Raw genomic sequence first — 12,913 nt, 5'->3', positions numbered from 1 at the left:
CGGACCGTCTCCAAACGGTGTGGTTTACCTCGCCGCATCGGAATCGCGCTTCATCGCCAAGACTATCACATCCAGAAGCGAACCCTGTTTAAACCGAATGACTGCGTGGTTCACCCAGAAGCCCATGAACTTGTGAAATTCTTAATGGATATCAGTATAAATACCATATTGTTCATAAGTTACTCTGTTCACCACGGGCCACTGGTCTGCTGAAAAAGATCCTTAAAAAACAGATGATGCGCAGCCATCATCTGACATTTTCATCATGCATTCGCTTGATATGGAACGACACGTCATGGACTCGCGTTGGGCTGGGCGCATTTTGACTTGACGCCAAATTGCTGTTGCTCATCAATAAAACGGGTTCGCTCAGCATAAAACAGGCGATGAGCGTAAGCGATCTGTCCAATCGCGGATCTTATACATTGCTTAACGGGTTGAGCAGTTTGCGCCTCATCACAGTCATCGCGGACGCTGTCGACAAACGGGTGCGGAGGATGGGGTTCGCGGACAAGGCCGATATTGCCGAATTCATTCTGGGCTGAGCGGCCGAGGAAGGGCGGCCCGCAAAACCTGGCTGGCCGTCAGGCCGTGCGCTGCCGATATCCTGACTTCGAGATCAAGAGCTTAGCGCGCGATCAGCGAAGCCTCCTCCCACCCGCCGACAGGGTTCAATCGGCCATCACTGCCACGATGATCTGTTCGAGAATGGCGTCGGCGGGGAAGGCGGGGCCAATCAGGCGCGCCAAATCCAACGGTAGCGGTGAAAGTTTGCGCCTGGCGGACCGTGGGCGGCAGAGACGGGGAGCCCCGCGATCATGCTGCCTGATCAAACAAATTCGTTCGCTTGTGGATGTGAAGCGTTTTGCCGACCCGGCTAAAAAACTGCGATAACTCCGCACACAGAGGTTAATTCGATGCGCAAACAACGGGAACGACAAGCCAATAGGGTGTTCGCCATGGCCGCGGTAGCGATCCTGGCGGTCCTGCTGTTGTCGGATATGTCCTTATGGGTAATTCTTGTGCCCGTTTGGCTCGTGTCTTTGCTCGTCACCCAGATTGCGTTGCAACATTATGCGACAAATGAAAAAACCACTGGCTACGATCGAGATAAATTGGGGGTTTTGTTCATATCGCGATTGCTCAGGGCGAAAAACATTGATGATGAAATGAAAAATAATCGTGAGCATTCTCAGCGATCATCAGAAAAAGCCGAGCTTGTTGAATATTTATGAAAAATAATTCTAATGAATCAATATTTTTCATTGGAAAAAAGTTACAATATATTTCAATGAGCAGCTCTGGTGCGGATAGATGATAGAGGTTTGAGGAAATGAATAATTTATTCATTTCGGATCATAATCAATATCCGCCTTTTATCTGCGTATCTTTCAGTTCACGATGAAAATCCTGCATCCGAGTGAAGCAGGATAGGATTATTGGAGCATATAAAGCCGTCTCGTGCCTGATTGGCTTGTTGAATTGCGCCGGCGCACACAAACGTAAATGTTCCGGTATCGGAAGTAATGATGCTTGTCGTGAGGTCAATCATCGTGAACGGGGTTGGCGGCAATTTGATGAACTTAACATCCTATTCTCGGGTCATGGCGAGCCGTCCAAATCGGGTGTCGCCATAAGGGCTTTGGTCAGTCGCGTTCAACATCAACAGCAGCCTGCCGCACCGCGCCAGGCGACAAGGATAACGGTATGACGGAGAAGGTAGATAGCATGTTGGATGGCGTGCGGACTGCCATTCCCGAACGCCGGGCCGTCGAAGTGATTGATTTCGCCGATCCGGCTGGCGCGCTGCAATCGATGATCCTGCAAGCTGAAACGTTGCTCCGGACCTGTCGCGCCCTTGTGGCACAGGCCCGCGAAACGCCAGCAAACGGCGAGCTCCTGTGGCCAACTCAGGCGATGAGGGACGCGCAGGAACCGCATGACGAGACCGGCACGGATTGGCGTGCGCGCTCGCCGTCGGGCAAATCCGACAAGAGCGACAAGCGGACATGGCGTCGTTACGAGCACATGGATTTCGACGTCGATCTCTTGCAGATTTTCAAATCACGGCTGCCGGATCTCAGCATGGCACCGCTGGTGGTCTTGACCACGCTGCTCGCCAATCACGGCCGGATCGTTTCAAACGATGATTTCCGTAAGGCGCTGGGAACCGAGTCACCGCAGATCGTCAAAGTCTACGTCTGCCGCTTGCGCAACCTGTTCAGGGCTCATGGCGTGGATGTCGAGATATCGGTGCTCAAGGGTGGCTATGGCGTTCCTCGCGATTGCGCCACGTCTGTTCTGACCGGTCTTGGGTTTGACGAAGCGCAACTCGGGGCCATTCTGAACTCTGCCGTGATCAGTCGTCCCGGCCGATGACGGTTGCGGCGGCTGAGATGGCAGGGGAGATGGTCAGCCGGGATGTCCAGCTGGCCACAGGATAGCCAGCACTTCCCAGTTCTTCTCGCCGCCGGGCAACCGAACGCTGCGCACATCACCCACGCGTGCACCCCGCAGTGCGCGCACGATGGGGGCGCTCCAGCCAATCAGGCCAAGGCCTGCATCCTGCTCGTCATCGCCCACCAGCGTGAGCGTGCGGCGATTGTCGTCGTCATCGGCGATCTCCACCGTGCAGCCGAACAGCACGCGATCCCGCTCGGTCTGGCGGGCGGGATCGACCACCCGGGCGGCCGCCATGCGCTTGGCGAGATGGCCCAGCTCCCGGTCAATCTCACGCAGCTTCTTGCGGCCATAGATATAATCGCCGTTCTCGCTGCGATCGCCATTGCCAGCGGCCCAACGCACCACCTCCACAATGGCGGGCCGGTCCGTGTGGAGCAATTGCTCGTAACGGGCGCGCAGGGCCGCCATGCCGGCGGGCGTGATCGGGTTGCCCTCTGTGGTCACAGATCAAGTTGGCCCTGGTTGTTCACGGCTGCAGTTTTGCGGCGGCGGGCGGTGTCTGGCAAGCCGGCCCTGCGGCTGCCGTGTTTGGCCACGATGGCGCGGGCCGGGCCCCCGTGCGCGGGATCGCGGCGGATGGCGGTGATGGCGGCCTTGGCATCGCGCGCCGCCTGTTCATGATCAACCAGCGGCGCAGGGTATGCGGGGCGCATCACCCTATCGTCTGGGGCCAGCCAAGGCTCGTGCACAAGGGGCGTCGGCAAGTGCGCGAGTTCCGGAAGCCAGCGCCGGATGAAGTCCCCATCTGGATCCTGATCATGGCCCTGTTTCACCGGGTTATAGATGCGCGGGATATTGGTGCCTGTGGTGCCTGATTGCATCTGCACCTGCGGCCAATGGATGCCCGGCTCATAATCGGTGAACAGCCGCGCCAGCGCCGCGCCGCTGTGCCGCCAATCCAGCCGCAGGTGATAGCTCGCCACCGCCATCACCATCGCCCGCATCCGGAAATTCAGCCAGCCGGTGGCAGCAAGGCTGCGCATGCAGGCATCGACGAACGGCCAGCCGGTGCGCCCCTCCGCCCACGCCGCCAGCTGCGCGGCATCATGGGCGGGCAGGGCGGCATAGGCCGGGTGCAGGCAGTGCTGTTCCAGCCACGGCGCGTCTTCCAGTTTCTGGATGAAGTGGCAATGCCAGTGCAGCCGGCTGATGAAACTGTCGATGGAACCCGTGAAGCGCGTGTCGCCAGCGTCTTTCAAACGGAGCCGTGCGGCGGCGGCGGCGTGCAGCACTTCGCGCATCGAAAGCGCGCCCAGCGCCAGATGGGGTGACAGGCGAGAACAATGATCCGCCCCGCTGTCGGGCGCAGACATGGCCGCCCGATACGGCCGGCCGCGTTCGCTCAGAAAGCTCCTCAGCAAGGCCAGTCCCGCGCGCCGCCCGCCGCGCTGGCGGCCGGGGCAGGGGTCTGGCGCCAGGCCAAGCGCTGCCGCTTCCGGCAAGGTCTCGCTGGCGACATCGGCCATAGGGATCGCCTGCGGTGCCGGCAGTCGGGGTTCACGCATCATCGCCTCCCACCGCGCCGCCCAACCGTTGCGGTTGTTCAGCACCCGCCACACGCCGTGCTGCTGCGCTTCATGCATGGGCACGCCGGCACCCCGTGCCCAGCGCCGCACCGCCTTGTCGCGCGCAAAGCTCCACAGATTGCCGGTTTCCTGATGGGCGTGGATGCCGGAAATGCCGTGCGCTGCATGCAGATCGTGCAGGATCTGCACGGCATCACCCACCCGCACCACCAGCCGGCCACTGCGGGCGGCGAGGCTGCGGTCCAGATCGGTCAAGCTTTCAACGAGAAACGCGAACTGCCGCCCGCTGGCATCGGGCTGCGCCCACAATTCCGGCTCGACGATATACAGCGGCAGCACCGCCCGCCCGCTGGCGCAGGCAGCGGCGAGCGGCGCATGATCATGCACCCGCAGGTCGCGCTTGAACCAGACAATCTACATGCGCGCCGGTGTAGCCGCTTTGTTCCGGGTTTGCGCCGGGCGGCGTGTCGCATGCGTTTCGTTCAGGCCGGCTGGAGCTGGCCGATGCTGGTGGCAAACAATGTGGTGGCATCCGGCATGGGCAGGCCATTGGCCTTGTAATCGGCGGTCAGGCGGGTCTTTTCCACCGCCATCTGCGCACCCAACGCAGCGAGATCAAGGCCGCCCTTCTTGGCCTGCGCAAACAGTCCAACCCGGGCGCGTTCTTCTTCGCCGACATGGTGAGCGATTTCTTCTCAACGGAAAAACACGAAATACAGGATGATGATGATCGGTATTGGCACACCGAACAGCAACAGCAGGAGACTTTTACCCATATCCGTTCCTTGCGAAGCCTATCACAGCCAATATGATCATCAGTTCCCTGATTGATTGACAGCTTCGGAATCCACCCAACGCCTGCGACCTGATGCGCGCCGGCTTGGCAGCGGGCCTGTGACTTGGCATGGAGGCGCCGGGCAAAGGAGGCGGGCGATGGCGCTGCAACTGTACGGCATTCCGAACTGCGACACGGTGAAGAAGGCGCGCACCTTCCTGACGGCTGCCGGCGTGGCGCATGATTTTCATGATTACAAAAAGGCCGGCGTGCCTTCCGATGCGCTCGCCCGCTGGGTGGCGCGCTGGGGGTGGGAAGCGGTGCTCAACCGTGCCGGCACCACGTTCAAAGCGCTGCCCGATGCGGACAAGCAGGGTCTGGATGCGGGCAAGGCGATGGCGCTGATGCTGGCCAATCCGTCTATGATCAAGCGGCCGATCGTTGAAGGGGAGGGCGTTGCCCTGATCGGATTCAAGCCGGATGCCTGGTCCGCCGTTTTGGAGAAGTGAGATGGCGCGCTGGCTGGTGAAATCCGAACCGTTCAAATACAGCTGGGACCAGCTGAACAAGGACGGCCAGACCGCGTGGGACGGCGTGCGCAACAATCAGGCCGCGATCTACCTCAGGTCTATGAAGATCGGCGACGAGCTGTTCTTCTACCATTCGAACGAAGGCCTGTGCATCGTTGGCATCGCGCAGGTGGTGGGCGAGCATTTCATCGATCCCAGCGACCCCAAGGGCCGTTTCCCGGCCGTGCTGGTCGGCCCGAAAGCGCCGATGCCGCGCCCCATCACGCTCGCCGAAATGAAGGCTGAACCGCGGCTGGCCGGCATGGCGATGTTCCGCCAGTTCCGTCTTTCCGTTGTGCCGATCAGCGATGATGAGTGGGACGTGGTGATGGAGATGGCCGGCGCCTGAGCCAGTCCGTTTGCCCGCTTGCGCGGCGCGGCGCGGCGGGCAAGGGTGGCGCGGTCTGCCAAAGGAAACCGCCATGCGCCTGCCTCTTCTCGCCGCTCTCGTGCTTGCCGGCCCCGCTTTTGCCGCCACCCACCATTTGAAGCCCACCCCGCAAACCGTGGCGTGGGGCCATTATGATGCCGCCAACAAGCCGGTGCTGACCATCAGATCGGGTGACACGGTGGTGATGCACACGCTGCTCACCAACAGCCCCATTGGCCTGGAACGGGCCGGGGTTGCACCGCACGATATCGAACCGGAATTGCGCGCCGTGTTCGACGGCGTGCCGCTCTCCGCGCGCGGGCCCGGCGGGCATATCCTCACCGGGCCGATCGCCATCGAAGGCGCCGAACCCGGCGACACGCTGGAAGTGCGGATCAGGAAGATCGATCTGGCCATCCCCTACAGCTACACGTCGTTCCGGTACGGCGCCGGTTTCCTCACCGACGATTTCCCTTATTCCCGCATCAAGATCGTGCCCCTGGACCGCGAGCGCATGGTCGGCAAATTCGGCCCGGGTATCGAGGTGAAGCTGGCGCCGTTCTTTGGCAGCATGGGTGTGGCGCCGCCCGCCACCTTCGGCCGGGTGGACTCCGCCCCGCCCGGCATCAACGGCGGCAATATGGATGATAAGTTGCTGGTCGCCGGCACTACCTTGTTCCTGCCGGTCTATGTGCCCGGCGCATTGTTCCAGGCCGGCGATGGCCATGCCGCGCAGGGCAATGGCGAAGTGACGATCACGGCGCTGGAAACCTCGCTGATCGGCACGTTCGAATTCATCCTGCACAAGAAGACCGCCACCCCTTATCCGCGCGCTGAAACGCCCACCGCCTATATCGCGATGGGTTTCGATGATGATCTGAGCAACGCCACCCGCAAGGCGGTGCGCAACATGATCGATTTCCTGGTGACCGCCAAAGGCATGAGCCGTGATGATGCCTATATGCTGATCAGCGTTTCGGGCGACGTGGAGATCACCGAACTGGTGGACCGCAACAAGGGCGTGCATGTCGTGCTGCCCAAATCGGTGTTTGTCGCCCGATAGCGGGCGCCGATATGGGGCGCGCTAGCCCCGTTCTGCCAACGTGGCCAGATTGGCTTCGTGCCCGGCACGGCTGAGGCGATAGCGCGACACGGCGAAGATCATCAGCGCCCACACCAGCCAGATCGCCGGCACATAGGTCGCGCCCAGCTGCCACAGGCTGGACTCGGGAACCTGGCTTGGATTGGCGCCTTTGGGGAATTGCGCCAGGGTCAGCACGAAGCTGGCGGCCATCACGCCCAGGCCCTGCACGGCCTTGCGGATGAAGGTGTTGGCGGCAAAGAAAATGCCCTCGTTGCGCCGGCCGGTGCGCACTTCAGCCTGTTCGACGAGATCGGCCAGCATCGAGGCCGTGAGCGCTTGGAAACAGATGATCAGGCCAACATCGATCATGGTGACGAAGAACACGATCCAGAAGATCGCCGGATCGCCGTTGGGCGGCAGCAGCCCGAACAGCCGCAGGATGATCGGCAGCGGCAGCACGATACCGGCCAACAGACCGATCACCACCGCTCCGCGCTGCTTTCCCAGCGTGCGGCTGACAACGGGTGACATGGCCCCGCCGATGGCGGCAGAAAGGAACACGCTCATGGTGATCAGCCCGATCTGTTCGGAACTGAAACCCCAGAAATAGGCTGAGAAATAGAAGCTGAGCGAAGCCGAGATGCCGGTGGCGATGGCGCCGAACAGCGCCGCCATGAACAGCGCGGAGAAATCGCGATTGGCGATGGTTTCGAAAATCTCGCCGAAGATCGCCTTCAGGCCCAGCGCGCGCTGGGCCGGGGCAGCGCGCAGATGCTTGATGTGGCTGTGCGTGCCCAGCGCGGAGACAATGATCGCCACGAAGATCAACGCCGAAGCGATCAGGCCATAGAGCTGATAGGAATCGCGGTTGAACTGGCCGTTGGGGATAGCCGCTGTGACAAAGGCCGGGAAGATCAGGGTGAAATTCGCCACCGTCATGATGCTGCCGATCACCCAGGCAAAGAACAGCCGCCAGCCGAACAGCGCGCTGCGTTCATCATAGCTGCGCGCCAGTTCTGGCCCGAGCGCGGTGCTGGGAATTTCATAGAAACTGATGCTGATGCGGATCAGCGTGGCCAGCCCCAGAAGATACCAGAACAGCGAAGTCTGCGACCAGCCGGCTGGCGGATCCCAGATCAGGAAATAGGTCGCAGCGGTGGGCAGCGCCGAAGCATAGAGGAACGGGTGCCGCCGCCCCCAGCGCGAGCGCAGATTATCCGACCAATAACCGATGACCGGATCGGCAACCGCATCGATCACCAGCGCGATGGTGATGGCCAGGCCCACCAGCCGCGCATCCACCCCGATCACCTGACTGTAGAACAGCAGCAGGAAATAGCTGAAGCCACCATCCTTGACGCCATAGGCACCGGCGCCAAAGCCATAGGCGATGCGCGTCCCCAGGCCCGGCTTGTCGGAATGTTCGGCTGCAGCTGCTGCCATGCTGATCGTCCCCTTGGCGTTGCCGATCATGCGCCGGCGTTGGCCACTTTGTGCTGCACTATCAGCGGGGAAGGGCGGCCTGTAAAGCCGGTCTGACCGCCGCCTTCAGCCTGTGCGCTGCCAAGGCGATCGGATCGTACGGTCGGCGGCCAAGCAGTCTGGTTGATGTGCAGGGGCCGGGGGGGTAAAGGCCCGGCCATGAGCACCACCTTCACGCTGGACACCGCAACAAGCCGCGCCCACCCGGTGCCGGAGCCCGTGCGCCGCCTTACAGTGCCGGCCATCCAGAAGCGCAAGGGCGGTGAGCCGATCGTGATGCTCACCGCTTACACCGCGCGCATGGCGCAGCTGCTCGATCCGCATTGCGATCTGCTGCTGGTCGGCGATTCGCTGGGGCAGGTGATCTATGGCCTCGATACGACGGTGAAAGTGTCGCTCGACATGATGATCGCGCACGGCGCCGCAGTTGTTCGTGGTTCCTATCGCAGCGTGGTGGTGATTGATCTGCCTTTCGGTTCCTATGAAGAAAGCCCGCAGGCCGCCTTCCGCACGGCGGCGCGTGTGATGCAGGAAACCGGTGCGGCGGCGGTGAAGCTGGAAGGCGGCGCGGTGATGGCGCCCACGGTTAAGTTCCTTAGTGAACGCGGCATCCCGGTGATGGCGCATGTCGGCCTCACCCCGCAGGCGGTCAATGCGCTGGGCGGCTATGGCGCGCGCGGGCGCAGCGAAGCTGAAGCGGCCAAGATCCTGGATGATGCCAAGGCCGTGGCCGAGGCCGGCTGCTTTGCGCTGGTGGTTGAAGGTGTGGTGGAGCCGCTGGCGGTCGCCATCACGCAGGCCGTGGCCTGCCCAACCATCGGCATCGGCGCGTCGCCCACCTGCGATGGCCAGGTGCTGGTGGTGGACGACATGTTGGGCATGTTCGAACGCGTGCCGCGCTTCGTTGAACGTTTCGACGATCTGGCCGCGCGGATTTCCGATGCGGCGGCGCGCTATGCCGGCTCCGTGCGGGAACGGCGTTTTCCGGGTGATGCGCAGCTCTATCGGTAAGTCTTTACCTTTGATGCGCTGTCGGGCATTCACGCCCCGGCAAGAGTGGCGATGCCATTCCCACGCTTGAGGAGCTTGACGACCTTGGCCAACACGCCTGCCAATCCCGAAGATGCCTTTCTGCGTGAAGTGGACGAGGAATATCGCCGCTCGCAGCTCGCGAACCTGTGGAAGCGGTTTGGCACGCTGGCCATTGCCGCGCTGATCCTGGCGCTGGCTGGCCTTGCCGGCTGGCTGTTCTGGCAGGACAGGCAGGAAAAGGCCGCTGGCGAAGCCGGTGCCGCGCTGACCCGCGCCATCGAGCAACTGGAAGTGGGCGATGGCGCCCGTGCCCGCCCGGTGCTGGAAGCGATGACCCGCGATGGCCCCGGTGCCTATTCGGGGTTGGCCCGCATGGTACTGGCCAATGATGCGCTGGCTGGCGGTGACAAGCCCAAGGCCCGCGGCCTGTATGACGCCGTGGCAAACGATAGCGCGTTGCCGCAGCCGCTGCGCGATGCCGCGCTGGTGAAGGCGGTGCGCGTTGGTTTTGATCAGATGCGCCCGGCCGAGGTGGTGGCAAAGCTGAAGCCGCTGGCGGTGCCGGGCAATGCCTGGTTCGGCGTGGCCGGTGAACTGGTGGCGGTGGCCCATTTCAAGGATGGCAAGCCGGAACTGGCCAAGCCGATCCTGATCGCCTTGGCCAAGGATGAATTGCTGAGCCCGTCCTTGCGCAGCCGCGCGGCGCAGCTGGCGATTGCCGCCGGGGTGGATATCGCGACGCTGGGCATCAACACCCAGCCGGCGAAATGAGGGATAACAGGTGAACAACCGCAGCACAGTCCGCACCGTCGCCATCGTGGCCATGGCCAGCCTCGCGCTGGCCAGTTGCGGCGTTTTCAAGAAGGGTGGTGGCAGGTCCCGCACGCCGACGATCGGGGAGCGTATTCCGATCCTCAGCTTTGAAACCCGCGTGGAAGCGGAGACCGAGCTGAAGGATCTGGCCATCGTGCTGCCGCCGCCGGAAGCCAATGCGGAATGGGCCCAGCCGGGCGGTTCGGCCGCGAAAGTTGGCGGCCACCTCGTGCTGGCCGAACAGCCAACGCAGGCGTGGAGCGCCAGCATCGGCAAGGGAAGCAGCGGCACCGCGCGCCTGAACGCCGCGCCGGTGGTGGGCGCCGGCAAGGTTTTCACCGTTGATGTCGGCGGCCAGGTCAGCGCCTTTGATGCCAAATCCGGCGCCGTGGCGTGGCGCGTCACCGTGAAGATTCCCAAGCGCGGCAGCCGCGCGGCCTTTGGCGGCGGTGTCGCCTATGGCGATGGCCGGGTCTATGTTGCCACCGGCTATGGTCTGGCGCTGGCCTATGACGCCGAAACCGGCAAGCAAGTGTGGGAACGCCCGCTGGTGCAGCCGCTGCGCGGTGCGCCCAGTGTTTCGGGCCCGCGGGTGTTTTTCCTGAGCCAGGACAATCAGCTGCACGCGCTCGACGGTGCCACCGGCGAGATCAGCTGGACGGTGCCCGGCACGGTGGAGCCGGCCTGCATCCTGGGCACGGGCGCGCCGGCGGTGTCGCTGGATACGGTCGTGGCGGGTTTCTGCTCGGGTGAACTGAAGGCGCTGCGCGGTGAAACCGGCCGCACCGTTTGGGAAGACCAGTTGGCTCGGACCGGCCGATCGACCGCAATGGCGGCGCTGGCCGATATCGATGGTTCGCCGGTGATCGATCGTGGCCGGGTGTTTGCCGTGGGCCATGGTGGCCGCATGGTCGCGCTGGAACTGGCGACGGGCCAGCGCGTGTGGGAACGCAATTTTGCTGGTGTGTGGACGCCGTGGGCTGCCGGTGAGTTCCTCTATCTCGTCACGGTGGATGGCGAAGTGCTGTGCATCACCCGCAGCGAAGGCAAGTTGCGCTGGGTCAGCCGGCTCGCCCGCTTCAAGAAGGACAAGCCGGGCAAGAACGGCAAGCCGGGCACGCAGAAGGGGCCGATCCTGTGGGCCGGGCCGGTTCTGGCCAGCGAACGGCTGTGGGTGGCCAGTTCCAACCGCGAACTGGTGGCGCTTGATGCCTATGAAGGCAATCGCGTGGCCAGCATCAAGCTGAAGGCCGAAGCCTATCTGCCGCCGGTGGTGGCAGGCGGCATGATGTACATGCTCACCGACGATGGTTCGCTGACAGCCTATCGTTAATGGCCGCGCGCTGCTAAAGCGCGCGGCATGTCTTCTGCCAACATTCTCGATTTCGACGTCGACGCGCCGCGCGTGGCCATCGTCGGCCGCCCCAACGTCGGCAAATCCACCCTGTTCAACCGGCTGGTCGGCCGCCGCCTGGCGCTGGTTGATGATCAGCCCGGTGTGACGCGCGATCGCCGCGAAGGCTCGGCCAGCCTGTTCGATCTGAACTTCGTCGCAGTGGATACCGCTGGTTTCGAAGACGGCAGTGAGGAAAGCCTGTCGGGCCGCATGCGCGCCCAGACCGAGGCTGCGGTGGGCCGCGCCACGGTGGCGCTGCTGGTGTACGACGCCCGCGCCGGGGTGACGCCGATGGATCGGCATTTCGCCGCCTGGCTGCGGCGCAGCGGTGTGCCGATGGTGCTGGTTGCCAACAAGGCCGAAGGGATGCAGGCTGAAACCGGCATCAACGAAGGCCATGAACTGGGCTTTGGCGAACCCATCGGGCTTTCGGCCGAACATGGCCTCGGCTTGGCTGATCTCTATCAGGCGCTGGCGCCGTTTCTGGCCGAAGCCCCTGTTGCCGAGAGCGAAGACGACGACGCGCCGCCTGCCGACGAAGACAGCGAAATCCCGGAACCGCCGCCCGGCCCGCTTAAGCTCGCCATCGTCGGCCGCCCCAATGCCGGCAAGTCTACCCTGATCAACAAGCTGCTGGGTGAACAGCGCCTCGTCACCGGGCCGGAAGCCGGCATCACCCGCGATTCCATCGCCATTGATTGGGACTGGGTGGACCGCGACGGCAATGTGCAGCACGTCCGCCTGATCGATACCGCGGGCCTCAGGAAACGCGCCAAGGTCACCGACAAGCTGGAAAAGCTGTCGGCCGCCGATACCAAGCTGGCCATCGATTTTGCCGAAGTCGTGGTGCTGCTGCTCGATTCAACGCTGGGCCTGGAGGCGCAGGATCTGCGCATTGCCGACAAGGTGCTATCCGAAGGCCGCGCGCTGATCATCGCGCTCAACAAGTGGGATGCCGCCCACGACCAGAGCCGCCTGTTCCAGGGTGTAAGGAGAGCGCTGGACGATGGTCTGAGCCAGGTGAAGGGTGTGCCCTTGCTCACCTGTTCGGGCGCCACCGGCAAGGGCCTCGACACGCTGATCGAAGTGGCGATGACGACGCGCCAGCGCTGGTCGAGGCGGGTGCCGACCTCCGCGCTCAACCGTTGGTTCGAAACCGCCACCGATCGCAACCCGCCGCCGGCACCGGGCGGCGTGCGCATCAAGCTGCGCTATGTCACGCAGGTCGCGACGCGGCCGCCCACCTTCGTTGTGTTCGGCAACCGCACCGAAGGTCTGCCGGCCAGCTATGCCCGCTATCTCACCAACAGCCTGTCGACCGATCTGGATTTTGGCGGCCTGCCGATCCGGCTGACGTTCCGCGGCGGGCGCAACCCATATCACAAGAAATAGGGGCTGCCGGC

At 63.0% G+C, this 12,913-nt stretch carries 13 protein-coding genes; 10 read left to right on the top strand and 3 right to left on the bottom strand.

Annotated features, from left to right (window positions below; all coding sequences use genetic code 11):
- Nucleotides 1-917 precede the first annotated feature (917 nt).
- Together G566_RS0108075 and G566_RS0108070 are read left to right on the top strand one after the other, a co-directional pair.
- The gene (locus G566_RS0108075) at nucleotides 918-1,235 is read left to right on the top strand and encodes a hypothetical protein (protein ID WP_156874464.1); all 318 of its coding nucleotides are present in this window, start codon (nucleotides 918-920) and stop codon (nucleotides 1,233-1,235) included.
- Nucleotides 1,236-1,707: 472 nt separating this feature from the next.
- Entirely contained in the window at nucleotides 1,708-2,379 is a 672-nt protein-coding gene (locus G566_RS0108070) for a helix-turn-helix domain-containing protein (RefSeq protein ID WP_022680169.1), read from the top strand.
- A 33-nt stretch (nucleotides 2,380-2,412) separates the two neighbouring features.
- Here the strand turns inward: G566_RS0108070 and G566_RS0108065 are convergent, their stop codons facing one another.
- Complete coding sequence (locus G566_RS0108065; RefSeq protein ID WP_022680168.1) at nucleotides 2,413-2,907, bottom strand: GreA/GreB family elongation factor; 495 nt, start codon at nucleotides 2,905-2,907, stop codon at nucleotides 2,413-2,415.
- Nucleotides 2,904-4,403: an FAD-binding domain-containing protein gene (locus G566_RS0108060; protein WP_029131423.1), complete on the bottom strand. Its 1,500-nt coding sequence runs from the start codon at nucleotides 4,401-4,403 to the stop codon at nucleotides 2,904-2,906. The genes G566_RS0108065 and G566_RS0108060 overlap by 4 nt, the downstream gene beginning before the upstream one ends.
- 50 nt (nucleotides 4,404-4,453) lie before the next feature.
- Here G566_RS0108060 and G566_RS15390 point away from each other — a divergent pair, with 50 nt between their 5' ends.
- The 4 genes from G566_RS15390 to G566_RS0108035 all read left to right on the top strand — a co-directional run bounded on the left by G566_RS15390 (nucleotide 4,454) and on the right by G566_RS0108035 (nucleotide 6,766).
- Nucleotides 4,454-4,801, top strand: coding sequence for a hypothetical protein (locus G566_RS15390; RefSeq protein WP_156874463.1), 348 nt, complete (start codon nucleotides 4,454-4,456; stop codon nucleotides 4,799-4,801).
- A 121-nt stretch (nucleotides 4,802-4,922) separates the two neighbouring features.
- Entirely contained in the window at nucleotides 4,923-5,273 is a 351-nt protein-coding gene (locus G566_RS0108045; protein WP_022680165.1) for an arsenate reductase, read from the top strand.
- A 1-nt stretch (nucleotide 5,274) separates the two neighbouring features.
- Nucleotides 5,275-5,682: an EVE domain-containing protein gene (locus G566_RS0108040; RefSeq protein ID WP_022680164.1), complete on the top strand. Its 408-nt coding sequence runs from the start codon at nucleotides 5,275-5,277 to the stop codon at nucleotides 5,680-5,682.
- A 73-nt stretch (nucleotides 5,683-5,755) separates the two neighbouring features.
- A complete protein-coding gene (locus G566_RS0108035) occupies nucleotides 5,756-6,766 on the top strand; it encodes an acetamidase/formamidase family protein (protein ID WP_022680163.1) in 1,011 nt (336 codons plus the stop codon).
- A 21-nt stretch (nucleotides 6,767-6,787) separates the two neighbouring features.
- Here G566_RS0108035 and G566_RS0108030 read toward each other — a convergent pair whose 3' ends face one another.
- Nucleotides 6,788-8,260, bottom strand: a complete 1,473-nt coding sequence (locus G566_RS0108030) for an MFS transporter (RefSeq protein ID WP_022680162.1) — start codon at nucleotides 8,258-8,260, stop codon at nucleotides 6,788-6,790.
- A 168-nt stretch (nucleotides 8,261-8,428) separates the two neighbouring features.
- On the opposite strand from G566_RS0108030, the gene panB reads away from it, so the two are divergent.
- The 4 genes from panB to der all read left to right on the top strand — a co-directional run bounded on the left by panB (nucleotide 8,429) and on the right by der (nucleotide 12,902).
- Nucleotides 8,429-9,280: a 3-methyl-2-oxobutanoate hydroxymethyltransferase gene (panB, locus tag G566_RS0108025; protein WP_022680161.1), complete on the top strand. Its 852-nt coding sequence runs from the start codon at nucleotides 8,429-8,431 to the stop codon at nucleotides 9,278-9,280.
- Between the two features lie 84 nt (nucleotides 9,281-9,364).
- Nucleotides 9,365-10,072 carry a tetratricopeptide repeat protein gene (locus G566_RS0108020; protein WP_029131421.1) on the top strand — a complete coding sequence of 236 codons (708 nt, stop codon included), beginning with the start codon at nucleotides 9,365-9,367 and terminating at the stop codon, nucleotides 10,070-10,072.
- 10 nt (nucleotides 10,073-10,082) lie between these two features.
- The gene (locus G566_RS0108015) at nucleotides 10,083-11,447 is read left to right on the top strand and encodes a PQQ-like beta-propeller repeat protein (RefSeq protein ID WP_022680159.1); all 1,365 of its coding nucleotides are present in this window, start codon (nucleotides 10,083-10,085) and stop codon (nucleotides 11,445-11,447) included.
- A gap of 27 nt (nucleotides 11,448-11,474) precedes the next feature.
- Nucleotides 11,475-12,902 (top strand): ribosome biogenesis GTPase Der, encoded by a 1,428-nt coding sequence (gene der, locus G566_RS0108010; protein WP_022680158.1) that lies wholly within the window; start codon nucleotides 11,475-11,477, stop codon nucleotides 12,900-12,902.
- Nucleotides 12,903-12,913 lie beyond the last annotated feature (11 nt).

The organism is Sandarakinorhabdus limnophila DSM 17366 (genome assembly GCF_000420765.1).
In the GTDB taxonomy this organism is placed as follows: Bacteria; Pseudomonadota; Alphaproteobacteria; order Sphingomonadales; family Sphingomonadaceae; genus Sandarakinorhabdus; species Sandarakinorhabdus limnophila.
The sequence above is the reverse complement of the archived record's forward strand: the minus strand, read 5'-3'. Positions and strand labels throughout refer to the sequence as shown.